This window comes from Bradyrhizobium sp. ARR65, from assembly GCF_000472385.1.
In the GTDB taxonomy this organism is placed as follows: Bacteria; Pseudomonadota; Alphaproteobacteria; order Rhizobiales; family Xanthobacteraceae; genus Bradyrhizobium.
Window position 1 is genome coordinate 1 of sequence record NZ_AWZU01000063.1, and the last position, 24,607, is coordinate 24,607.

General features: G+C 62.7%; 17 protein-coding genes. 10 read left to right on the plus strand and 7 right to left on the minus strand.

Translation table 11 applies throughout. The features are described 5' to 3' along the window. The 3 genes from F758_RS52400 to F758_RS0138135 form a co-directional block, all read left to right on the plus strand. Positions 1-173 (plus strand): sensor histidine kinase (locus F758_RS52400; RefSeq protein ID WP_349543900.1); only part of this gene is annotated, 173 nt, incomplete at its 5' end. A 208-nt stretch (positions 174-381) separates the two neighbouring features. Then, a complete protein-coding gene (locus F758_RS0138130; RefSeq protein ID WP_024512758.1) occupies positions 382-1,641 on the plus strand; it encodes an aminopeptidase in 1,260 nt (419 codons plus the stop codon). A gap of 248 nt (positions 1,642-1,889) precedes the next feature. Next, positions 1,890-2,345, plus strand: a complete 456-nt coding sequence (locus tag F758_RS0138135; protein WP_024512759.1) for a cupin domain-containing protein — start codon at positions 1,890-1,892, stop codon at positions 2,343-2,345. Between the two features lie 283 nt (positions 2,346-2,628). Here the strand turns inward: F758_RS0138135 and F758_RS0138140 are convergent, their stop codons facing one another. Next, the gene (locus F758_RS0138140) at positions 2,629-3,165 is read right to left on the minus strand and encodes a hypothetical protein (protein WP_035724566.1); all 537 of its coding nucleotides are present in this window, start codon (positions 3,163-3,165) and stop codon (positions 2,629-2,631) included. 69 nt (positions 3,166-3,234) lie between these two features. After that, complete coding sequence (locus tag F758_RS0138145) at positions 3,235-4,047, minus strand: MBL fold metallo-hydrolase (protein ID WP_024512761.1); 813 nt, start codon at positions 4,045-4,047, stop codon at positions 3,235-3,237. 121 nt (positions 4,048-4,168) lie between these two features. Between F758_RS0138145 and F758_RS0138150 the strand changes: the two genes are divergently transcribed. Further along, a complete protein-coding gene (locus F758_RS0138150) occupies positions 4,169-5,089 on the plus strand; it encodes an alpha/beta fold hydrolase (RefSeq protein WP_024512762.1) in 921 nt (306 codons plus the stop codon). A 3-nt stretch (positions 5,090-5,092) separates the two neighbouring features. Here F758_RS0138150 and F758_RS0138155 read toward each other — a convergent pair whose 3' ends face one another. The 3 genes from F758_RS0138155 to F758_RS0138165 form a co-directional block, all read right to left on the minus strand. After that, entirely contained in the window at positions 5,093-6,619 is a 1,527-nt protein-coding gene (locus tag F758_RS0138155; RefSeq protein WP_024512763.1) for a hypothetical protein, read from the minus strand. Next, the gene (locus F758_RS0138160) at positions 6,616-7,368 is read right to left on the minus strand and encodes an ABC transporter ATP-binding protein (protein ID WP_024512764.1); all 753 of its coding nucleotides are present in this window, start codon (positions 7,366-7,368) and stop codon (positions 6,616-6,618) included. Before F758_RS0138160 ends, F758_RS0138155 begins: the two co-directional genes overlap by 4 nt. 298 nt (positions 7,369-7,666) lie before the next feature. Continuing rightward, a complete protein-coding gene (locus tag F758_RS0138165) occupies positions 7,667-8,452 on the minus strand; it encodes a transglutaminase-like cysteine peptidase (protein ID WP_024512765.1) in 786 nt (261 codons plus the stop codon). Positions 8,453-9,059: 607 nt separating this feature from the next. Here F758_RS0138165 and F758_RS0138170 point away from each other — a divergent pair. The 3 genes from F758_RS0138170 (at position 9,060) to F758_RS0138180 (ending at position 18,498) form a co-directional block, all read left to right on the plus strand. Beyond that, on the plus strand, positions 9,060-15,467 hold the full coding sequence (locus tag F758_RS0138170; protein WP_024512766.1) for a FecR domain-containing protein: 6,408 nt from the start codon (positions 9,060-9,062) through the stop codon (positions 15,465-15,467). 287 nt (positions 15,468-15,754) lie between these two features. Beyond that, positions 15,755-17,983 carry a CHASE2 domain-containing protein gene (locus tag F758_RS0138175; RefSeq protein ID WP_024512767.1) on the plus strand — a complete coding sequence of 743 codons (2,229 nt, stop codon included), beginning with the start codon at positions 15,755-15,757 and terminating at the stop codon, positions 17,981-17,983. A gap of 83 nt (positions 17,984-18,066) precedes the next feature. Further along, positions 18,067-18,498, plus strand: coding sequence for a MerR family transcriptional regulator (locus F758_RS0138180; protein WP_024512768.1), 432 nt, complete (start codon positions 18,067-18,069; stop codon positions 18,496-18,498). Here the strand turns inward: F758_RS0138180 and F758_RS0138185 are convergent. Both F758_RS0138185 and F758_RS0138190 read right to left on the minus strand, forming a co-directional pair. Next, positions 18,472-18,885 carry a nuclear transport factor 2 family protein gene (locus F758_RS0138185; RefSeq protein ID WP_024512769.1) on the minus strand — a complete coding sequence of 138 codons (414 nt, stop codon included), beginning with the start codon at positions 18,883-18,885 and terminating at the stop codon, positions 18,472-18,474. The two genes, F758_RS0138180 and F758_RS0138185, sit on opposite strands and share 27 nt — an antisense overlap. A 221-nt stretch (positions 18,886-19,106) precedes the next feature. After that, positions 19,107-20,702 (minus strand): ABC transporter substrate-binding protein, encoded by a 1,596-nt coding sequence (locus F758_RS0138190; protein ID WP_024512770.1) that lies wholly within the window; start codon positions 20,700-20,702, stop codon positions 19,107-19,109. A 281-nt stretch (positions 20,703-20,983) separates the two neighbouring features. Between F758_RS0138190 and F758_RS0138195 the strand changes: the two genes are divergently transcribed. From F758_RS0138195 to F758_RS0138205, 3 genes are all read left to right on the plus strand, one after another. Continuing rightward, positions 20,984-22,603 carry an ABC transporter substrate-binding protein gene (locus tag F758_RS0138195; RefSeq protein ID WP_502689216.1) on the plus strand — a complete coding sequence of 540 codons (1,620 nt, stop codon included), beginning with the start codon at positions 20,984-20,986 and terminating at the stop codon, positions 22,601-22,603. A gap of 143 nt (positions 22,604-22,746) precedes the next feature. Then, a complete protein-coding gene (locus tag F758_RS0138200; RefSeq protein ID WP_024512772.1) occupies positions 22,747-23,700 on the plus strand; it encodes an ABC transporter permease in 954 nt (317 codons plus the stop codon). A gap of 1 nt (position 23,701) precedes the next feature. After that, on the plus strand, positions 23,702-24,604 hold the full coding sequence (locus tag F758_RS0138205; RefSeq protein ID WP_024512773.1) for an ABC transporter permease: 903 nt from the start codon (positions 23,702-23,704) through the stop codon (positions 24,602-24,604). The last annotated feature ends 3 nt before the right edge of the window (positions 24,605-24,607 follow it).

Genomic DNA, 24,607 nt, shown 5'->3' on the forward strand with positions numbered 1-24,607 from the left:
ACCACGTATTCAAGCGCTTCTACCGTCTCGAGCAAAGCCGCTACACGCCGGGCAACGGTCTCGGGCTCAGCCTGGTCGCCGCGGTGGCGCGTCTGCACGGGGCGCAGATCGAAATGCTGGACAATGCGCCGGGTCTGAAGTTCAGGCTTTGGTTCTCGGAGCCGGGTGGCTAGAGCGTGATCGAATTGAAGCGAGCGCCCATGTTAACCCGTCATCCCCGCNCAAACGGCGAACGCCGTTTNCGCGGGGTGACGGTGATGGTGAGGAACACGCTTCATCCAAGACGATAACGCTTCGAGCGGCGAACGCCCCCGGTTCCGCTTCCATCGCGCACCAAACGCACTATATGCTGACCTATCCTCCACAACAGGCCTACCGTACATGACCGCACTTGAGCGCAACCCTTCCATCCCCGTCGATCCAGTGAAACTTGACCGCCTCGCCGAAGTGGCGATCAAGGTGGGCTTGCGATTGCGCGAGGGCCAGGATCTGCTGGTGACCGCGCCCGCGGTTGCGCTGCCTTTGGTACGCAAGATCGCCGAATATGCCTACAAGGCAGGGGCCGGGATCGTCACGCCGATCCTGTCCGACGAGACCGTGACGCTGGCGCGCTACCGCTTCGGCCGTGATGCCGGTTTTGATCACGCCGCTGCCTGGCTCTATGAGGGCATGGGCAAGGCGTTCTCGCAAAATACCGCGCGGCTTGCCGTCGTCGGCGACAATCCCATGCTGCTGTCGGGCGAGGATCCGGTGAAGGTGGCGCGCGCCAGCAAGGCCAATTCGATGGCCTATCAGCCGGCGTTGGAGAAAATCGTCAATTTCGACACCAATTGGAACATCATCGCCTATCCGAGTCCATCCTGGGCCGAGCAGGTATTTCCGGAGGAGCCGGAAGCGGTTGCGGTAGCAAAGCTTGCCGAGGCGATCTTTTCTGCCTCACGCGTCGATCGCGAGGATGCGCTTGCCGAATGGGACCGGCACAATGCCACGTTGCGCGATCGCACCGAATGGCTGAACGGCCAGCGTTTCCATGCCTTGCATTATACCGGCCCCGGCACCGACCTCACGATCGGGCTCGCCGATGGCCATGAGTGGGAAGGCGGCGCCTCGCTCGCCAAGAACGGCATTATCTGCAACGCCAATATCCCGACCGAAGAGGTCTTCACGACGCCGCATTGCCGGCGCGTCTCGGGCCACGTGGTGTCGTCAAAGCCGCTCTCCTATCAGGGCACGCTGATCGACAACATCGCCGTGAAGTTTGAGGAGGGACGCATCGTCGAGGCACGCGCGAGCCGCGGCGAGGAGGTCCTGACCAAGGTGCTCGACACCGATGAGGGCGCCCGCCGGCTCGGCGAAGTGGCATTGGTGCCGCATTCCTCGCCGATCTCGAAGAGCGGACTCTTGTTCTTCAACACCCTGTTCGACGAGAACGCCGCCTCGCACATCGCGCTCGGCCAGTGCTATTCCAAGTGCTTCGTGGGCGGCGACAAGCTGAGCCCGCAGCAGATTGCGGCCCAAGGCGGCAACCAGAGCCTCATCCACATCGATTGGATGATCGGCTCCGACCAGACCGATATCGACGGCGTCCACGCCGATGGCCGCCGCGTTCCCGTGTTCCGCAAGGGCGAATGGGCGAAGTGACCGAACGTCATTCCGGGGCGATGCGAAGCATCGAACCCGGAATCTCGAGATTGCAAAGAATATGAGACGGACTGCGGCTGCGTTCACCATGAACGGAGTGTTTAACGGACCGCCCCCGCAATCTCCGCCTTTTCGATCAATTGTAAGGACTTTCGAAAGGAAGGCTTAAAAGCACGCGGCTAGGTTGGGTGCAACGGCGGCTGCTCGCTCAGGGCTTGCCGCTTTTGCTTTCCATTCAGGGGGGATCGATGTCGCGCAAGATGATCGAAATTGGCAAGACCGACGTGGAAATGACGCCGCGTCCGATCGAGCCGTCGTGGATTCTCGAAGGCAAGCCGGAGGCGACGGGCTGCGAGCTGTCGCGCAGCGCCGACGGGCTCGCCTCCACAATCGTTTGGCACTGCACCGAAGGCAAGTTCAACTGGTACTACACTTTCGATGAGACGATCCTGATCCTGGAAGGATCGATCGTGCTCGAGAGCGATACCATGCGCCCGACACGTTACGGTCCCGGCGACGTTATCTTCTTCCGCGACGGCGCGCATGCCAAGTGGCATGTCGAAGGTCATGTGAAGAAGCTCGCCTTCTGCCGCAAGACGCAGCCCTTCGTGCTCGGACTTGCGGGGCGTGCGATCAACAAGCTGAAGCGGATCTTCTTCCCGATCGGCACCCGCCAGGCCGCGAGCCTGATGGGGGCAGGCTAGCGCGTCCGCCGATCAGGCTGCCGAGGCGGACGAGCGTCTTCGGCCAAGCCCGTCATTGCGAGGGGCGCAAGCGATGACCCGCCGCCGCTCGCTCGGCGAGCTATGGCGAGGCTTGGAGTCCCGCCAAAGCGCCTCTGCGCGAAGGCGGAAGCAATCCAGATTGCATCCGCGGAGAAAGTCTGGATTGCTTCGCTTGCGCTCGCGATGACGCCGGAGGTTGGCGCGCTTCCTCTCGATTCGCTCAGCGCGGCGACTGCTCTGGGCCCAGGTTCGCCAGGCAGAATCACCGGCGCTGCGCGCGAACCTCCACCACGAGCCGCCAGTCCGGGCTGCCCGCGGGCTTGGCCTCGCCGAGCCAGTGAAACGAGTTCGTCGTGATCTCGGTGAAACTCCAGCGCGTGTGCACGCCGCTCTCGGTCGTGCCTTCCTGGACGATGTCCGGCCCCTGCGCCCGTCCGATCTGCTGGCGGAAGGCGTTGGTCGCGGGATCGATCCAGTAGATACGCCAGGCATCGATTGTCGGGTCATAAACCCGGATCGTCGTGCCGTACCAGTTGCCGGCAATCGGAAAGACGGGTGCGGTGCTCCGCTCGGAGAGGCGCGGGATCATCCAGACATCCTGGATCGCGCGGCCTTGCAGCACCCATCCGAAATGGATTTCGCCGCGCGCCTGATGGCTGATGCCGTCGGCGCCGTGCGCCGTGATCTCAGCATCCCAGCTTCCGACGAAGCGTCCATAGAGTTGCAGCGTCTCGGCGCGTTCGGGATCGGGTCCTTGCGCGTGCAGCACCGCGGCGAAATCGATCTGTGAGGCGTCCATGCGGGATCTCCATTTTTGCGGAGATCAGCACGGCATCACCGGTGAGACTTGGAGAAAATTGCGGTCGGCCTACACGCCTTCCAGAATGATCACTGTGGGCGTCGCCGGCAGCGTCTCGCGGGAAATCTTCAGGGTCCGCTCGCTACGGACATCGATAGAGAAATCCTTGCCGATCCGCTGCATGAATTCTTCCAGCGGAGTGGCGAAGCGGTGCATCGGCAGCACGACGGAGGCGTGCAGACGTCGTGTGATGTCCGAAATCCCGTCGAGCGACATGGTGTAGGTGCCGTCGATCGGCACCATCACGATATCGAGCCGGCCGATCGCCGCGAAATGGCTGTCGTCGAGCTTGACATGCAGGTGACCGAGATGACCGATGCAGAGCCCGGCGACCTCGAAGATGAAGATCGAGTTGCCGTCTTTGATCATGTCGGTGCCCGAATAGTCGCCATAGTAGCGGCGAATGTCCGTCGTCACATTGCGGATGAAGACGTCGCCGATCCGCTCGGAAATGTGCGCGGGCTGTCCGTCATCGCGCCAGCCATGCAGCACATGGGGAATGCGCGGATCCGGGAACAGGGTGTAATGCGTGGAATGCGCGCGGTTCATGGTGACCACATCAGGCAGCCGGCCGATCTGGTAGGCGCCGCTATAGTCGGTCGCGATCCGCACGCCGCCGGGCGTGTCGATGAAGTAGGTCGAATGGCCGCCATAGGTGATTGCGACCTCGTCCGTGTCGGCGGCAGCCTGGCGCAGGCTGACCGGCGTCGCGCGCGGGGCTTGCGAGATCGCCATGCATTCGCTGCGCTGAGCATCCTGGGCTCCGGCCGGCGCCATGAAAAAGCCCAGCAGGACGAAAATGGCGGAAAGACAGCGGAACACGGCAAGGCCCGGCGATTGTCGACGCCCAAACTGTATCGCCGAACGGCGGACCGAACTATGATCTCGCCGATCAACAGAACGTCAGCGCCGCCATGATGGCGGCCGATGGGGAGTTGCAATGATGGCGGTTCGCGCATCTTCGTCCGAGCGGCTGGAGCCGCTGCGCCATATCGACGCCGGCCTGCTCGATGTCGCCTATTACGAGGCAGGGCCGGCGGACGGCCCGGCCGCCGTGCTGCTGCACGGCTTTCCCTATGACATCCATTCCTATGTCGATGTCGCGCCGATGCTTGCGGAAAAAGGCTGCCGGGTCATCGTTCCCTATTTGCGCGGCTACGGCCCGACCCGTTTTCTCGACCCCTCGACGCCGCGCTCCGGCGAGCAGGCCGCCATCGGCGCGGATTTGATCGCGTTGATCGACGCGCTGTCGATCGAGCGCGCGGTGTTTGCCGGCTATGATTGGGGCGGGCGCGCCGCCTGCGTTGGCGCCGCACTGTGGCCCGAGCGCTGCATCGGCCTGGTTTCGGTGAACGGCTATTTGATCCAGGACATCGCCAATGCCATGCTGCCCGCGCAGGTCGAACGCGAAGTCGCATATTGGTATCAATACTATTTCCAGATCGAGCGCGGCCGCGCCGGGCTCGCCGCCAACCGTCGGGAGATCGCAAAAATTCTCTGGCGACAATGGTCGCCGAACTGGCAGTTCGATGATGCGGCGTTCGCGCGCACGGCGGCGGCATTCGACAATCCCGACTTCGTCGACATCGCGATCCACAGCTACCGGCATCGCTACGGGCTTGCGGCCGGCGATCCGCGCTATGCCGACATTCAGCGCCGGCTGGCGGCGCTGCCGCCGATCACGGTGCCGGCGATCACTCTTGACGGTGATGCCGACGGGGTCGCTCCGGCAACGGATGGCGCCGCGCAGGCGGCGAGATTCGTGGGATCGCGCCGTCATCGCGTCATTCACCGCGCCGGGCATAATCTGCCGCAGGAAGAGCCGGAAGCCTTTGCAGCCGCGGTGCTGGAGTTGATTGGCTGACAATCACTCCCGTCGCGGGCTGAGCTTCCAGGCTGCCGCGATAATGCCTGCGGTCATGAGGCCGGTCAGCGCGGCCCCGATGGGAATCGCCAGCGCCAGCGCCGATGTCGCGGCCCAGCCAATTGAGGAGAAGGCTTCGGCAAAGGTTGCGAGCCGTGATGAGGTCTGGCGGCGGCGGAACTGGCTGCGTCTCGCATGCACGCGAAACCAGAGCTGAATCGCGGTTGCCGAGGCGGCGCTGACGATGACGGCGCCGGCCGTGACCAGCGCCTGCAGCGGCGCGGCAAAGGCGAGCGCTGCGGTCAATGGCGCGAAAATCGCGCTGATCGCAATCAGGACAACCTCGATCTTGGCGCGCAGGACCGCCGACGGTGATAATGGTGCGGTCGCGACCAGGTCGGCGGCGTCCTCGCCTGATATGGTCAGCCAGGCCAGCCCGCCCGCGAGCTGCCCGGCCGCCATCACAAGGACCGGCGTGATCAGCAGGATCGCGCCTGAATTGTCGGAGAAGCTTCGCCACAGCAACAGCGCGGGCGGCACGAGGTAGAGCAACTGCATCAAGGTCTGCGAGACCAGCCATGGATCGCGCCCGAGCAACAGGAACTCCTTGCGGCGCAGCGCCTGCTGCCGCGAGCCGCCGCGGAACGCAGCGGCTTGCCGTCCCCGGCGACTGGAGATCGCCTGTGTGGAAGCGGCGGTCGCGGTATCGGCAAAGCGCGGCGAAAAGATTGCCATCACGCCGCCAAGCAGGAGCAGGCTGGCCGAGAGCAGACGCATGAGCGCCCCCGCGTCGCCGAGTGCCGCGCGCGCCGGCCACCAAACAAGGCTATCGGCATCCGGCGCGAATGCAGCCGCGGCATCTGAGGTGAGAACGGCAAAGCGCGACAGCGTGCCGTAGGAAACGATCGCGGCGATCTGCAGCACGATGACGAAGCCTGCACCGATGAAGGCGGCGAGAATCTGGGCGATCAGCCGGGTCTTTCCTGGACCGATCAGGCGAAACAGCAGGATCGTGACCGCGATCGCCAGCGCAGTCGCCGAGAGCCCGACAGCCGCGACGACGCCGAAGGCAGCCAGCCAGCGGATGCCGCCGCACAGAATCAGAACGTCGACAAAGGGCGTCGAGAACAACAGCGCCATGCCGGTAACCATCAAAGCGATCGCGGCAATGCGCACCGAGAAGAGATTGGTGAGCCTTGCCGGCGACGACATGATCAGATCGAGATCGGCGCGGGCATAGAACACGCGCGTGACCGACTCGATCGCCTGCGACAGCATGAGGGCCCAGGCCAGGAAGATCGTCGACGTGATGACGATCAGGGATGTCTTGTCGAGCGGCTCCTGCAAGTCGGCAAAGCGGCCGATCACGGCATAGGCCGGAAGATGCATGATGGCGGCGAAAACGATCAGGCCGATGACCGCCGCGCGCCTCCGCCCGCGCCGCCCACCGGTGATCATGGCGAGCCATTCGCGCCATGCGAGCCTGAGTTCGTGGCGGGCAAACCAGGTGAGCGTCGTCACCGTGTTCATGCCGCCTCGGCCTTCACATCGACCAGCGCGATGAAGAGATCCTCAAGGCTGGTATTGGCATGGCCGTTCTGTTCGCGCAGCTCGGTCAGCGTGCCCTCCGCGACCAGCCGGCCGGCCGCGATGACGCCGATGCGGTCGGCCATCCGCTCGGCCACCTCGAGAATGTGCGTGGTCATGATCACGGTGCAGCCGGCACGTACCCTTTCGCCCAACAAGCCTTTGACGTGGCGGGCGGAAACCGCGTCGAGGCCGGTGAGCGGCTCGTCCAGGATGATCAGCCGGGGATCGTGCACCAGCGCGCCGGCGAGCGCCACCTTCTGGCGCATGCCTTTGGAGAAGCCCTCGCAGCGCTCGCTGATATGCGGCTCGAGCCCGAGCGAGATCAGAAGGTCGCGCGCGGCAGGCGTCGAGACGGAGGGATCGACACCCCAGAGGCCGGCGACGAATTCGAGATATTCGAGCGGCGTCAGCTTGTCATAGATCATCGGCTCGTCGGAGACCCACGCCACCATCTGCTTGGCTGCGATGGGATCGCGCAGCGCGTCGACCCCGAAGATCGAAACGGAGCCGGCATCGGGCCGCAGCAGGCCTGCGACCATACGCAAGGTGGTGGTCTTGCCCGCGCCGTTCGGGCCAACCAGCGCATAGAATTCGCCGGCGCGCACTGTAAGGTCGAGTGCGTCGACTGCTAGCCGGTCAAAACGCTTTGTTAAGCCTTGCACCTGCAGGGCCGGCAGATCCGCTTTCATGAAATCGTCACTGGATGGTTCTTGCGCCTCGACGTTCGAACATCGCCAAAAGATATTTCGGCACAGTGAATCGGATGCGACGAATACCCGTCATTGCGAGCGGCGAAGCGGCGATCCGCCGTCGCTCGCTGTGCGAGCTTTGGCGAGGCTTGGAGTCCCGCCGAAGCGCCTTTGCGCGTAGGCGGAAGCAATCCCGACTGCATCCGCGGAGAAAGTCTGGATTGCATCGCTTGCGCTCGCAATGACGCGCGGAAGTTGGGCGGCGCGCGCCCTCGATTCGCTCAGCCCGGCGACTGCTCTAGTTCGAGGCGGCGATCAGGCCGGGCTGAGCTGCAATTGACGGCGCGGCATCGCGATCCGGTCCCGCAGCGAGCAGCTCCGGATCCGCGTATTTCTTCAGGTGCTGCTCGTCCATGACGAATAGCGGCCGGTAGTTGCGCACATAAGAGTCTTCGACCATCGCCATGCGCTGGTTGTCCAGCATCAGCCAGTGTCCGTCCAACCTTGCCGCAGCCACGGCATGATCTCCGCCATGAAAGACGTCGCGCATGATGATGATGCGCAAATCCTTGGCCGACACGCCTGCCTGGCGTAGCGCGACGAATTTGGCGATTGCATAGTCTTCGCAGTCGCCGGCGCCGCGGTCGAAGGTCGCAAGCGGCGAGCTCCAGACGTCCACTTCGCCGTATTGCGCGAGATCGCTCATCGGGTGGATCGCAAGGTTAATTGCGCGATTGATTTCGCCGAAACGGGCGCGGCCCTCGCGCGAGCGGCCCAGATCGACGATGGCGAGAAACCGCAGCGCCGCATCCGAGGCGCAGCGCTCGCGGTCGCCATCGCAAAGCGCGAGCTGCACCCGCTCGTCGTCAAGCTTGCGTGCAAGCGCGCTCCATTTGTCTTGCAGCGCGCCGGCAGTTAGGGGCGAGGTGGACAGCCCGAACGGTTCGGTGCTCGGGACAGGCAGCTCGGTTGCATGAGTCGAATCGGGCGAAGCCGCCTCAAGCGCGGTTGCCGGTGCAAAATACGCCAAGCCGCACGCTAGCACGGCCGCAAGCGCGATGCGCTGACGACTGAGAAGCCCCATCTGACGCCCCTGTCCGGCCATCGTTGAGGCTTGCTGCACTCGCGCGTGACCGGATCGTTTCGTGGACGATGATGGGGGAGGGCGCTTTTGTTCTGCTTAAGCGCGGCGGCCTTGCGGTCGGAAAGCTCGAATCAGGCTAAAAGCCGGTTTGCGGCTTTGCCGACACTTTTATTGATCGCAAGGCGTCGGCCCTCCGTGAAGCGACGCAAACTGCACGCGTCAGTTGTGGGGCCGCCGATTTCCGCTGGATATGGCTAATGCGTGGGATGCCCGCGGATTTGTCATCCAGATCACAGCTTTAGCTGGGAAAATCACGCACTATCCCGCGACGGGGTGTGGGCTGAAGCAATCCAAAGTATTGGTATGAAATCTATACTTTGATCTACGTTACATGGCTCGTTACGTCCGTGAATTTACCAAATATGCCCATAAAGCGGGCAAATATTACTTCATTGTATGCGATCCATGTTCGAATAGATCGAGATTTACTTGCGCTCCTGCTGTCACTCCCACGCGCTTAAGATGGTTCCGCAATCCGCCCGCCAGTGATATGGCAAGCTTTCAACATTGATTTTTATGTAGATATTAACCGTATTGCGGTGGCCCATTGAATTACATTGGTAAATTTAATGCCACGATTGCCCCCGACGGCCAGGGCACGGCATCTCATTCTTATGTTCACGTCGACAAGGTTCAGGGCCATGCGCCACCGGACGCCATTGTCGTTCCCGACGCGCACCTCTTATTCAATGCGGATTTCAAGCGCTCCGGGCTCGACCTGATCCTATCCAAGGACGACCACGCGTTCGTCCTGCATGATTACTTCAAGGGTGAGAAGCGCGCGCCGCTGGCTTCGCCCGATGGCGCCCATCTCACCGGCGACATCGTCAATGCGCTGACCGGCGCGGTCGAACTCAGCCAGGCCGGCGCGCCCGCCTCGAGCGGTCAGGTCATCGGGCATGTCACCAAGCTCGTGGGCAGCGCGACCGCGATCCGCAACGGCGTCTCCATCATCCTGAACATGGGGGACAACGTCGAGAAAGGCGACGTCGTCCAGTCGGGCGCGGATTCCACGCTCGGCCTCACCTTCATCGACGGCACCGTGTTCGGCCTGTCCTCGAACGCGAGGATGGTGCTCAACGAGATGGTCTATGATCCCAACGGCTCGAGCAATTCGTCGCTCTTGAGCCTCGTCGCCGGCACCATCACCTTCGTCGCGGGCGAGACCGCCAAGCACGGCGACATGAAAGTCGATACGCCCGTTGCGACCATGGGCATCCGCGGCACTGCGGTGCTGGTCGAGATCGACTTCGCCGTGCCGGGCCAGGCTACGGCTCCAGACGCCAAATTCCAGGTGCTGATCGAGCCGGACGGGCACACCGGATCCTACATCCTGTTCGACAAGACCACGCTGCAGCCGATCGCGGTCGTCAACCAGGCCGGCCAGCAGATCAACATCTCCAACGGTGTTGTCAGCCAGACCTCCGCGCCGCTGTCGGAGGAAATTCAAAAGCTCATCACGGACGTGTTCTCGCTGAAGTTCAGCGCCAACGACACCAATCCGAAGACGACCACAGCGCAGACGGACACGCTCAATCCGCTGCTGCTCGTCGGGCCGATCATCAAATTGGCGAGTGGCGCGACCGCGACGCCGGTCTTCCAGACCGTCGGCAGCGACGGCAACTCGTCCGCCCAGAATTCGAACGTGTCAAACAGCTCGATTTTTCATATTCCCGGGCCTCCCAACGTCGCGATCCTCGACGCCCATGGCCAGCCCACCACGAGCTTCGCGCTGGCCGAACGCGTCGGACAGACCGGCGATGCGACGGACTCCGACACGATCTCGGGCAGAGTGAACTTTGCGGACATCAATGTCGGTGACCAGCCGACGGTGAAGATCACCTTCAGCTCCTTCAGCTATCAAAACGCCCAGCACCAGGACGTGACGGCGTCGCTCAACGCGCAGCAGCTTGCCGATGTCCTGGCGACGGAGCTCAAGCTCACCGTCGTCCCTGATCCGGGCAACCAAAATACGGGTGGGGCCACTTTCAGCTACAGCATTGCCGACAAGGCGTTCGATTTCCTGGCCGCCGGCGAGACGCTGACGCTGACCTATCGGGTGCGGGTCGACAACAACTACGCGCCGAACAACGAATATACGACCGTCCCGATCGCCATCAGGGTCACCGGCACGAATGACGCGCCCGTCATTACCACCGGTGCAGAGAAGATTGCGCTCTCCGGCGGCACCAATGTGCCCGGCGGCACGCTGAACGATCCGGCCAAGGGCACGCTGGCCTTTACCGATGTCGATCTCACCGACACGCACACGGTTTCCGTCGCCCTGCTCAATCAGGATCTTCCGCCAGGACCGCTTGATATTTTGAACAAGGCGCTGACCGCTTCGATCGCGACCGACAGCACCGGCGCCGGGGCGGGGATCATCGACTGGCAGTTTGCGGCGCTTCCGGTCTATATCGCGGATTTCATCCCCAAGGATGAAGTCCTTACGCTCACCTATGCGGTGACGGTCACGGATTCCCAGGGCGCCACCTCCACCCAGGACATCACCATTACCATCACGGGCACCGACAATGCGGCGGTGGTCTGGATCCACACGAGCGGCGACGGTTCGCCTGACAATTCCTGGAACACCGGGCGGAATTGGGAAACCGGGACTGCTCCAGCCGCCAATGACGATGTCATCATCATCACCGATCAGCTCCGCGGGCTGACGCCGTCCTATCCGGTCGTGGTCGATGCAAACGGCGCAAACGCCGCGGTCGCCCACTCGCTGACGATGAACGACTTCTCCGATGGGAAGCCGGAGCTCGACATCCTGAGCACCGGCGAGCTCGCCATCGGTGCGGGTGGGCTCAGTGTCAAGGCCGACGCGAAGATCAACAATCACGGCACGGTCACCGTCGGCGGCGAGGCGGATTTCCTGGACGAGAGCAGCCTCGTTAATTCCGGAACGATCAGCTTCGCCAGCAAAGCGGAGTTCCTCGACCAAAGCGTGCTGGTCAACTCCGGCTCACTGACGCTTCGGCATGGCGGTGACTTCTCGGACACAAGCCACATCACCAACAGCGAAGGCGGCACCATCGAGGTCGCGGGCGGCACGCTGAGCGTGGCGGCCGATGTTGCCAATTCCGGCGAGCTCACGGTCGATGCCGGCGCAACGCTCGCCCTGGAAACTGCGGTCATCGACGGTGGGACTGTCTCGGTCAAGGGCACCCTGGAATTACAAGGTTCGGGCGTGCTGCAAGACGGCACGCTCGACAATACCGGTCGGATCAAGGTCACCGGCATCGGCAACGCGCTGCATGACGAGGACGTCACTGCGAGCAACACGCTGGAGCTGATGGCCGGCGCCGCCCTGCTGCTCGATCAGGGCACCACGATCGCCAATTATATCGGTGGCGCGATCCTTGTCGGCGAGGAAGAGACGCCAAGCGCTGGCGGCACCATAACGGTCGGCGCCGCCGCGTCTTTGACGCTGAACGATGCGACCGTCATTGGGGGGACGGTCACCAATCAGGCTGGCGGCACGATCGACCTGACGGGCTCGGCGGCCCTGACGTACGGCGCGCTCGACAATTCGGGGCAGATCAACATTTCCGGCGCCGGCAACTCGCTGGACGGTGAAACCGTCACCAATACGTCCGGCACGATCAACATCACGGGCATTGTGACGCTCGAGCTCGGCACTGTTGTGACCGGCGGGACCCTGACCAATTCGGGCAGCCTGCATGTCGAGACATCGACCGGCGCCACGTTCGACGGCGTCAGCGTCGACAACACCGGCGGCACGATCCAGGTGGATTGCGAATCCTCGCCACCGGCCAGTCTGATTCTCGGCGACGGCACGACGATCAAGGGCGGGACGCTGACGATCGGGGACGCGGGTACGCTGGAGATTTCCACCTGCGCCGGCGCGACACTGTCGGGCATGACCGTCAACAATGGCTACGTTGTCCAGGTCGACACTCATTCCGTGCTTACGCTGGATCGCACCACGATCAAGGGCGGCACGATCGCCGACGACGGGACCATTCATGTCGTCTCCGCAAGTGCGATCGACAACGCCGCGCTCAATGGTGGATATATCAACGTCGATTCCGATGTCACGCTGACGCTAGACGACACCACGGTCACGGGCGCCTCCCTCACGATCGGGAGCGGCTCGTACGTTGAGCTCGACAATTCCAGTATCTGGGGCGGCACGCTCAGCATCAGCGGCACGCTCTATAATGTCGCCGGCAACAACACCATCAGCGCAGACATCACCGAAGATGGCGGCCATATCGAGGTGACCGGCGGTGCGCTCGATCTCAAGGGCGCACTTTCGGGTGATGTCGAGATCGCCGGAGGCTCGACGCTGGAACTGAGCGCGTGCAATTTGAGCGCCTATGCGCAGACCACCGTCACTTTCGAGACGGGCGCGACCGGCACCCTGATCCTGGATCATTCCACGAGCTTCGGCGGGACTATCGCCGGGCTCGACGATGACGACACGCTCGACCTTGCCGACATCAGCTACACATCGGATCTGACCGTCAGCTACGCCAACGGCATCCTCTCGGTCTTTGCCGGCGACATCGACGTCGCCAATATCCACCTCGCGGGCGACTATAGCGGCGTGCACTGGGTGCTTGGCGCCGATGCATCGGGCCACACGATGGTCACAGAAGCTCCAGGCGATGATCTCGTCACCACGCTCAGCGCCAGCAGCGCCGCACAAGGTGCGGAGATCGACGTCATCGGTGTGACCGATGACGGTGGCCCGGTGACGTCGGGACTGACCTATTCCTGGCAGATCTCGTATGACGGAACGACGTACTGGACAGAGGTCGACACCCATTCCTATTACGTGCCGACCGAGAACGACGAAGAGAAGTATCTGCGGCTGGTCACGACCTATGTCGACGCTTCGACCGGAGAAACCGAGCAGACCGTCAACACGCTCGGCGCCGTGGCAGATATCGCGCCGACCTTGATCGCGCCGTTCAGCTTTGCGGTCGACGAGCTCAAGATCGTCAAGAACGGAAATCAGGTTTTCGACGACAGCTTCGCGCAAGCGCCGCCGACGGCCGGCACCTTCGGCAGCAGCCCCGTGTCCTTCCTGACCAAGGGCAGCATTTGGACGGAGGGGGACGGCCAGTCCGTCATGTCGTCCACCGGGGCCGTCGTCCTTCCGACCGTCGATGGGGCGCAGGTGATCGCGCGACTGGGCACCAACAACGAAGATGAGAACGTCTCCAGCGGAGGCCTCAAGGAGAACGCCACCTTCACGGTCAGCGCGACATTTGATCTAACGGTTCCGCAATACGGCGGCCAGCAATACGGTATCGATCTCAACGATTCGTCGGCCACGCATCCGAACGACGAGATGGTCGACCTGTATGTCACGGGTGACGGCCGCGGTGGCGTGACGGTCAAGCTCGTTGAAGCGAACTTCTCGACCACGACGTTCACCACAATTGCAAGTCAGGCGCTCACCGCCGAGCAGCTCGCCGGCAACACCCAGATCGAGGTCGACCTTGCGCACCTCACAGTCAATACGTCCGATATCACCGGTTCGTTCGAACTGCTGAACGAGGGAACGCAGACTTACGCGCAGACCTTCGGCACGACGGGTCACATCTTCGACAACGTCACTTACACGCGCGCGGATATTTTCGCCTTCGCTCGAACGGATGTGGCCATTACCGGTCAGGCACAGGAAGGCCAGACGCTCACCGCCAACACCACGACCAATGAGGACGATGCCAGCATTCACTATCAGTGGCAGCATTCGAATGACGGCGGCTACACCTGGACCGATATCGGAACGGACAGTGCGACGTACCTGGTGCAGGAGAGCGATGAGGGATACGCGATCCGCGTGAAAGCGACCACCTTCGACTTCATAGAAACGCCCGCTTCCGCCGTCAGCGCGGCGACTGCCATCGTCACCTCCGATGCCGATGACCTGCAGGCGCCCGCGCCCGCGATAGAGGTCGGCAGCGCGAGTGTGACGCAGGAGAACGCGCCGCTCGTGCTGAACTCCATTAGCGTCTCCGACCCCGGCGCCGGGAGCGATCCGATCCAGGTGCAGTTGTCGGTCGGACACGGCGCGCTGGCCTTGAAGGATTCGACAGGGCTGACGCTCTCGTTCGATGCGGCGCATGACACCGTGGCCATTGCCGGCACGGTCGCCGATATCGACGCGGCCTTGGCCAAGGGCGTGATCTATACGCCTGCCAACGATTTCGTCGGCCACGACACGCTGACCGTGGCCGCCAACGACGAAGGGCACAACTCAAGCGGCAATCCGGAGATTACGAGTGAGGCGTTGGGACTTACGGTCACAGGCGTTCCCGTGATCGAAACCGACAGGTTCACCCTCACGCAGAACGAAGACGGCACGAGCACGATTTCAGGCATTCAAGTCAACGACGCCGATCCGTCGGCCGCGTCCAGGACCTTCACCCTTGCGGTCACGACCGGCGATGCTCCCGAAGGCAGCGTCACACCGGATTCCGGCTCGGGCAGCCTCGCCCAGATCAATGCTGCGTTGAGCGCGATCACCTATCATCCCGGCGCAAATCCGCCGGCGAGCGATATGGTCAATCTCACCGTGACCGACGGCTTCGGCGCCGGCGAAACGGTCCACTTTGTCTTCAGTGAAAACGGAAGCGGCGCCACGCTGCAGGGCACGGCCGGCAACGATGTCATTTTTGCAACCGGCGGCAATGACAGCGTGACCGGCAATGGTGGTCTCGACCAGTTCGTGTTCAAGCCGACCTCCGGGCTGGATGCGGTGCAGCACACCATCACCGACTTCGATCCCAATCTCGATACGATCGACCTGCGGCAGTTTGGTAACAGCATCGCCGTCTCGAACCTGATGGCAAATGCCACCCAGCAGGGGAACGACACGCTCGTGACGATCGATCCTCACGACAGCTTGCTGTTGAAGAACGTGGTCGCCACGAGCCTTCACACCAGCGACTTCATCATTGCGCATTAGTCTTACTGCGTCAGTAAAATCTCATGGTGAGGAGGCGGGAATGCGCCGTCTCCGGACGATGCTGCGCATCGCCGAGAGCCATGAGGCCCCGATACCGGCCTCATCCTTCGAGACGCTTGGCTCGCGCAAGCTCCTCAGGACGAGGGGGTACAGCCGCTTATGATGCGGTAAGTTTAGAGCATGATCTTTCGGAAAACCGCTTCACACTTTTCCGGATCATGCTCTAGCATCGCGGCGGATCAAGCTGCCGGCGATGCCGCCGGTCGAAGTGGACGTTTGAAAGACCGATGAGGCGCCTTAAAGCCATGCGACGGTGGTTCTCGCGCAAATTCGGCTATGCCCGGCTGATCTGCCTTGTCCTGCTGATCGGGTTTGCCGGCTTGCGTGTTGTCGATCCGGCGCCGGTTCAGGAGCTTCGCTCGCGCACCTTCGACACGTTCCAGGTGATCGATCCACGGGTGAAGACGGCAAGGCCCGTCGCGATCGTCGACATTGACGAGAAGAGCCTCGCAAAATTCGGTCAATGGCCTTGGCCGCGGACCGTTCTTGCCGACCTGATCATCAATCTGACCAATCTCGGCGCGGTCGCGATTGCCTTTGACTCCGTCTTCTCCGAACCCGACCGGCTGAACCCCGACGTCGCGGCCGAAACCATGCGTTACCTCGACGAGGTCACGCGCGCCAGGCTGCGCAGTCTGCCGAGCAACGACCAGGTGCTCGCCGACGCGATCCGCCGTTCACGCGTCGTGGTGGGCGAGACAGGCCTGGAGAGCGTGACGCCGCAGCTCGACAAGGACCTTCCGGTGACTGGGTTCGCGTCGGTTGGCGAGGACATCGATCCATTCCTGTTCGAATTTCCCGGTCTGTTGCGCAACATTCCCGTGCTCGAAAAGGCGGCGGCCGGCCGCGGCGTCTTCACCATCGTGCCCGAGCGCGACGGCATCATCCGCCGCGTGCCGACGGTGTTGCGGGCGCAGGGCATCATGATGCCCGCGCTGAGCCTGGAGATCCTGCGCGTGATCACGGGCACTCCCACAGTGCTGATCAAATCGGATAAGGCCGGCATCAAGAGCATCAGGCTCAGGGGGCTGGAGTTCCCGACCGACAAGAACGGCCAGGTCTGGATACATTTTGCGCGGCAGGATCCGTCGATCTATGTCCCCGCGGCCGACGTTCTCGACGCGAGCGTGCCGATCGACAAGATCAAGGGAAAACTGGTGCTGATCGGCACGTCGGCGGTTGGCCTGCACGACATCAAGACGACGCCGGTGTCTCCGGCCATGCCCGGCGTCGAGGTCCACGCCCAGGTGCTGGAAAGCCTTCTCACCGGCGCTGCGGTGTCGCAGCCGAACTATGCGATCGCGGTTGAATTTTTCGCAGCCCTGATCCTCGGTCTGCTGGTGATCGTGTTTGCACCCGGCCTTGGGCCGGTCACGCTGGTCCTGGTCGGGGCGCTGTTTGCGAGCGCGCTGATCGGAACGTCCTGGTTCTTGTACCAGCACTACCGCCTGCTGCTCGATTTCACCTATCCCTTGCTCTCGACCACGGCGATCTATCTCACCCTGATCTTTTCCAGCTTCGTGCGCGAGCAGGCGCAGCGGCGGCAGATCCGCTCCGCCTTCGGCCAATATCTGTCACCGGCGCTGGTCGAGCAGCTTGCGCAATCGCCGGAGAAGCTCGTGCTCGGCGGCGAGGAGCGCGAGATGACGATCCTGTTTTCCGACGTGCGTGGCTTCACCACCATTTCGGAAAGCTACAAGAACGATCCGCAGGGCCTGACGCGGTTGATGAACCGCTTTCTCACGCCGTTGACCAATGCCATCCTCGCGCGCAAGGGCACCATCGACAAATATATGGGCGATGCCATCATGGCGTTTTGGAATGCGCCGCTCGATGACGCCGAGCACCAGCTCAATGCCTGCAGCGCCGCGGTGGACATGCTCGAGCGAATCGACGAGCTCAACAAGCTGCGCGATCAGGAGGCCAAGGAGGGCGGCCACGTGTACATTCCGCTCAATGTCGGGGTTGGCATCAACACCGGCACCTGCGTGGTCGGCAATATGGGCTCCGACCAGCGCTTCGACTATTCGGTGCTGGGCGACAGCGTCAATCTGGCCTCGCGGCTCGAAGGGCAGACCAAGGAATATGGCTTTCCCATCATCGTCGGCTCCAGAACCGCGCTTGCGGTGAAGGACAAGTTCGCGATCCTCGAGCTCGACTTCATCATGGTGAAAGGCAAGCAGGAGCCCGAGGTGATCTACGCCATCGCAGGGCGGGAGGACGTCGCCTATTCGGAACGCTTCCAGCGGCTGCGGAATCTCACCATCGAGATGTTGGCCGCCTATCGCGGCCGCAACTGGGACGGCGCGCTGGAAGCAATCGAGCGCGGGCGCAAGTGCGATGAGGGCCACGATGTCGAACGGCTGTTCAGTCTCTACGAGGGGCGCATCCGAAACTATCAGAAAAATCCGCCGCCGGAGGACTGGAACGGTGCCTATGCGTTGTTGACGAAGTAGAGTGGCTCATGAAACGCGGTGGAGATCGCGCGACGTTGACATGTCGGCGTGCAGCGACCACGTGATGCGCCGGAGAACAAAACATGCCGCAGGATTTGCACATCGGCGAAGTGGCTGCCCGGACCGGGCGCAGTGTCCACACGATCCGCTGGTACGAGCGTCAGGGCCTGATACCGGGCGTTTGCCGCGACGGCGGCGGACGCCGCGTCTACAGCGACTATCACGTCGGCTGGCTCGACCTGATGGAACGCCTGCGCTCGACCGGCATGTCGATCGGTGAGATGCGAAAATACACCACGCTGGCGCAACAGGGCCCGGCCGCGTTGTCGCAGCGCCATGCCTTGCTGAGGGAGCATCAGGCTCGCGTCAGGCAGATCATCCGGCGCTGGACGCAGGCATTGGCGCTGATTGGTGCCAAGATCGAGTTCTACGATGAATGGATGGCGAGCGGAGAGCGGCCGGTGGTTCCGCCGCACCATCGCCTGAAATCACGGGCGAGCCGGCGGCGGTTTTAGCACGCGTTCGGCCAGCGCGGTGTCCATATATTCTGTCATTTCGCGCAGTCGCCCGTCCGTCATCCGCATGACGAAACAGTAGGTGTTGGCATAGCGCTCGCCGGAGGTCGTCGTAGCATCGCCGCGGCATTCCACCACGACATGATCGCCGTCGGCCAGGATGCGGCTCGCCGTGATGCTGGATGGCGCCGTGAACTGGGCATAGAGCGGCTTCAGCAGTCGCTCGCGGATTTCCGCCTTGCCGACATATTCGCCCGACCAGGCGGTCGAGCCGATGATCCGCCAGACGAAATCGTCCGCCATCGCCGCAAGGAACGGCGCATTGTCGCGCCGCGCCCGCGCCTCCATGATGCTTTGGACGAAGGCCTTGTTTTGAGCTGGTGTCATGGCTGCTCCTTTGCATGAGAACAGCCAAGGCTTTTACGAAGTAGAGTGCACTCTAGGTCAAGGGCTTTTGTTAGATGAGCGGCGGGGGGCGAAACGCCGCCATTGCGAGCCAACGGGCGACGCGAACGCGCGCCCGATGACAGGCTCGGCGAAGCAATCCAGTGCCGCAACGACGACTCCGGATTGCTTCGTCCATTCGCTCCTCGCAACGACGGTGTTACTCACTCGACGCCGATCGTGGTGAGATCCTGGAACCAGTGTTGCGCCTGCACGAATGTCTTGATCTTCGGCGACAGCGCGTGCGGGTTGGTGTCGTGCACCACCCACACCAAGGCGGCGTCGTCGACGATGAGCGCATGCGCCTGCGCGATCAGGTCGTCCTGCTTGGCGGTATCGAAGGTCTGCTTGGCCTCGTTGATCAGCGCATCCACCTTCGGATTCTTGTAGCCGCCCCAGTTCACGCCGACGGGCGCGATCTGGTCGGAGGCGAAGAAGCGCACGATGGCATAGAGCGGATCGGAGGTGACGTAAGCGATGTTGTTGGCGGTGATGCCGGCATTCATCTCATCGGCCGCGCCCTTGCGCCAATGCGTATAGAGGGTCTCAAGCTCGACCACCTTGAAGTCGATATCGATGCCGATTTCCTTGAAGCTCTGCTGCAGGAATTCGTTCATCGGCAGCGACAGCATCTGCCCGGTGCCGCCCTGCGCGATGATGAAAGTGGCCTTCAGCGGCTTCTCACTGGAATATCCCGCCTCCTGCACCAGCTTCTTCGCGGCGGCGATATCGTATTTGATATCGAAGGTCGGCTTGCCGAACCAGGGACTCGACGGGTCGACCTGGCCTTTGGCCGGCTTGGCAAGACCGTTCATCAGTCCGACCACGGCATCGCGATCGATCGCGAGATTGAGCGCCTTGCGCAGGCGAATATCGGTCCAGGGCGAACCGGGCAGCACGCTCAAATGATAGTTCCAGACGTGCGGGGTGATGTTGTCGACGATCCGCATGCCGGCCGCCTTCAACTGCGGCACCGCATCGGGCGCCGGCGTTTCGATGATGTCGACCTGCCCGGCCAACAGCGCGTTGGTGCGGGTCAGTGCTTCCGGCATCGGGATCAGCACCAGCTTGTCGGCCTTCGGAATCCGGTTCTTGTCCCAATAGTCCTCGTTTTTGCTGAGCTCGGCGAGCTCGCGCGGCACGAGTTTTGTCAGCTTGAATGGGCCGGTGCCGGAGGGTTGGCTCGCAAACTTGTCCCAGTCTCTGCCGAGTTTCTCATACTGCGACGGACTCGAGATCAAGAACCACAGCATCTGATAGGGAAAAAAGGAATCGACGTTCTTGGTCGAGATCGCGACCGTATAGTCGTCGATCTTGGCGTAGCTTGCGACCGAAGGCAGGCGGGTCTTCACCTGCGCGCTCTGCCGCTTGTCGAATTGCGGCGCCTTGTCGTTCAGCACCTTGTCGAGATTCCAGATCACTGCATCGGCATTGAAATCACTGCCGTCGTGAAACTTGACGCCCCGGCGCAGCTTGAAGATCCACTTGGTCTTGTCGTTGTCGTCGACCTTCCATTCGGTGGCGAGGCCCGGCACCAGCTTGCCCGGCCGGTCCGCAACGCTCATGTCCCACGAGATCAAGGGATCGTAGATCGTATAGCCGGTAAACTGGTAGGCGCCGGCGCCGCGGTCAGGCTGGCCTGTCGTCAGCGGAATATCCGCCATTGAAATGCCGTAGCGCACCACGGACTCGGCGCGCGCGGACACCGCGGACAGCGCCAGAGCGAGAGCGACGACAAGCATCGAAAATCGGCAACGCATAGACTAAGCTCCGTTGGGACGAAGGACGAACTCGCGTGAGTTTTCGCCCGCCTCTTGCGAGCTCGCATCCTGCAAGCTTGATGCCAGAATAGGCACTCGATGTTCACGCGTCGCGCGATCGCACAAAGAGTTGTGAAGTCAGAAGCAATTTGACTGGGCATGGCCTGCATTGGCACAGCCATTGCATACGGCTGCATAAGTTTTAATCATCCAAGGCAAGAGGATTAGTGGCAATGCTCTTAAGAAAATGCGGAAAAAGCCCCGCCGCGCTTGCGGTCGTCATGCTGGCCGTGGCGGCCACGGCGACCGGAGCAGGGAGGGCGTCGGCGGCGACGGTGCTGCGCATCGGTATGACCGCTGCCGATATTCCGCGCACCCTGGGTCAGCCGGACCAGGGATTCGAGGGTAATCGTTTCACCGGTCTTACCATGTATGACGCGCTGACCATGTGGGATCTGTCGTCGGCGGAGAAGCCCAGCGTCGTCATTCCGGGCCTCGCGACCGAGTGGAAGGTCGACGATAGCGACAAGACCAAATGGATTTTCAAGCTGCGCCGTGGGGTGAAATTCCACGACGGCTCGCCCTTCAATGCCGATGCGGTGGTGTGGAACGTCGATAAGGTCTTGAAGCAGGATGCGCCGCAGTTCGACCCGAGCCAGGTCGGCGTCACCGCCTCGCGCATGCCGACGCTCCTTTCCGCGCGCAAGATTGACGATCTCACGGTCGAGCTGACCACCAAGGAGCCCGACAGCTTTCTGCCCATCAATCTCACCAACCTCTTCATGGCGAGTCCCGCGAAGTGGCAGAAGTTCTATGATGCCGCCTCCGGTGCCGATGCAAAGGCGAAATCGCAGGCAGCGTGGGACGCTTTCGCGCGCGACGCCTCGGGCACCGGTCCCTGGAAGATGGCAGGCTTCACGCCGCGCGAGCGGCTCGAGCTCGTGAAGAACGACGATTACTGGGACAAGGCGCGCATTCCCCATGTCGACAAGCTGGTGCTGTTGCCCATGCCGGAGGCAAATGCGCGCACCGCGGCGCTGCTCTCGGGGCAGGTCGATTGGGTCGAGGCGCCCGCGCCCGATGCGCTCCCCGAAATCAAGCAACGCGGCTTCAAGCTCTACAGCAATGAAGAGCCGCATGTCTGGCCCTGGCAGTTCTCGCGGCTTCCGGGCTCGCCCTGGAACGACATCCGCGTCCGCAAGGCCGCCAATCTCTGTGTTGATCGCGAAGGCCTCAAGGATGGTCTGTTGGCCGGCCTGATGGTGCCGGCGACCGGCACCTTCGAGCCCGGCCATCCCTGGCGCGGCAACCCGACCTTCCAGATCAAATATGACAAGGCGGCCGCGCAGAAGCTGATGCAGGAGGCGGGCTATGGTCCGAACAAGCATCTTGCGGTGAAGGTGCAAACCTCGGCATCCGGCTCCGGCCAGATGCTGCCGCTGCCGATGAACGAATATCTGCAGCAGGCGCTCGCCGAATGCTATTTCGACGTGCAGATCGATGTCATCGAGTGGAACACGCTGTTCACCAATTGGCGGCGCGGCGCCAAGGACCCGACGGCGAACGGCGCAAATGCCATCAACGTGACCTATGCGGCGATGGACCCGTTTTTCGCGATGGTCCGCTTCCTGCAATCCTCGATGGCGCCGCCCGTATCGAACAATTGGGGCTACATCAACGACCCGAAATTCGATGCGCTGGTCAAGAAGGCGCGCCAGACCTTCGATCCCGCGGCGCGCGATGCGGCGCTGGCCGAATTGCACGCGGCTTCCGTCGATGATGCCGACTTCCTCTATGTCGCGCATGACGTGGCCCCCCGCGCCATGAGCCCGAAGGTGAAAGGCTTCGTGCAGCCGAAGAGCTGGTTCGTGGACTTCTCGCCGGTCAGCATCGCGCCGTGAGGCGCGGGCTTCTGCTGTTTCGCTCGTCATGCCCGGGCTCGACCCGAGCGTCCACGCGCCCCTTTGTCATTCCGGGTTCGATGCTGACGCATCGCCCCGGAATGACGGAGGAGAGTTCGTGCCCGACAATATAAGGTGATCCGTTGCTTCTCTACGTCACCCGACGCATCGTCTACGTCATTCCGATCGTGATCTGTGTGGCGCTGGTGTGCTTCCTGTTGGTGCACATCACGCCGGGCGATCCCCTGGTCGCCGTGTTGCCAGCGGACGCATCGCAGGAACTTGCGAACCAACTGCGTGCGGCCTATGGCTTCGACCGGCCGCTGCCGGTGCAATTCGGCCTCTGGCTGTGGCGCGCCGTCAACGGCGATCTCGGTAATTCCATCGCGACCGGCCGGCCGGTGCTGGCGGAAGTCATCCGCGCCGTCGGCAACACGGTGACGCTCGCGATCGCGGCGGCCGCGATCGGCTTCAGCTTGGGGCTCTTGTTCGGCCTGATCGCGGGCTATTTCCGCGACACCTGGGTCGACAAGCTCGCAACCGGCTTTGCGATTGCCGGCGTTTCCGTGCCGCATTACTGGCTCGGCATGGTGCTGGTGATCATCTTCTCGGTGGAATTGAACTGGCTGCCCGCGGTCGGCGCCGGGCCGGGCGGCTCCGGTGCCTGGAGCTGGGATTGGGAGCATTTCCGCTATCTGATCCTGCCGGCCATCACCACCTCGGTGATTCCGATGGGCATCGTGACGCGCACCGTGCGCGCGCTGACCGGCGACATCCTGAGCCAGGATTTCGTCGAGGCGCTCCGCGCCAAGGGCTTGCGCGAGCTCGACGTGTTCAAGCATGTGATCAAGAACGCGGCGCCCACCGCGCTTGCAGTCATGGGGCTGCAACTCGGTTATATGCTCGGCGGCTCGATCCTGATCGAGACCGTGTTCTCCTGGCCGGGTTCGGGACTGCTGCTCAATTCCGCGATCTTCCAGCGCGACCTGCCGCTCTTGCAGGGCACCATCCTGGTGCTGGCGCTGTTCTTCGTGATCCTCAACCTTCTGGTCGATATCGCGCAAGCCGCGATCGATCCGCGCATCAAACGAGGTTGACGTGAGCGAGTTTCCTCTTCCCGCGATCTCCGAACCAGCCTTGCAGGCTGCGCCCGCGACCAAAGCGCGCGGCTATTGGGCCACCGTCGGCCGCCGCCTGCTCCGTGACAAGGTCTCCATGGCCTGCGCACTGATCCTGATCGCGATCTTTCTCTCCGCGCTCGTTGCGCCCTGGCTTCACCTTGCCGATCCCTATCAGGGCTCGATGATCCGCCGCCTACGGCACATCGGCACTATCGGCTATCCGCTCGGCACCGACGAACTCGGGCGCGACATGCTGGCGCGGCTGATCTATGGCGGCCGACTGTCGCTGATCGTCGGCATTTCGCCTGTCATCCTTGCCTTCTGCATAGGTACCATGCTCGGTCTCGTGGCCGGCTATGCCGGGGGCAAGGTCAACACCGTCATCATGCGCGCGGTCGACGTGTTTTATGCCTTTCCTTCCGTGCTGCTGGCGATCGCGATCTCCGGCGCGCTGGGGGCCGGCATCGTCAACTCCATCGTGTCCTTGACCGTCGTGTTCGTGCCGCAGATCACCCGCGTCGCCGAAAGCGTCACCACAGGCGTGCGCAACATGGATTTCGTCGAGGCGGCGCGCGCCTCCGGCGCCGGCCCGTTCACCATCATGCGTGTGCATATCTTGGGTAATGTGCTCGGCCCGATCTTCGTCTACGCGACAGGCCTGATCTCGGTGTCGATGATCCTTGCCGCCGGCCTGTCGTTCCTGGGGCTGGGAACAAAGCCGCCGGAGCCCGAATGGGGGCTGATGCTCAACACGCTGCGCACCGCGATCTACGTGAACCCCTGGGTGGCGGCGCTGCCGGGCGTGATGATCTTCGCGGTTTCGATCTGCTTCAACCTGCTCAGCGACGGCATGCGCAGCGCCATGGATATAAGGAACTGATGC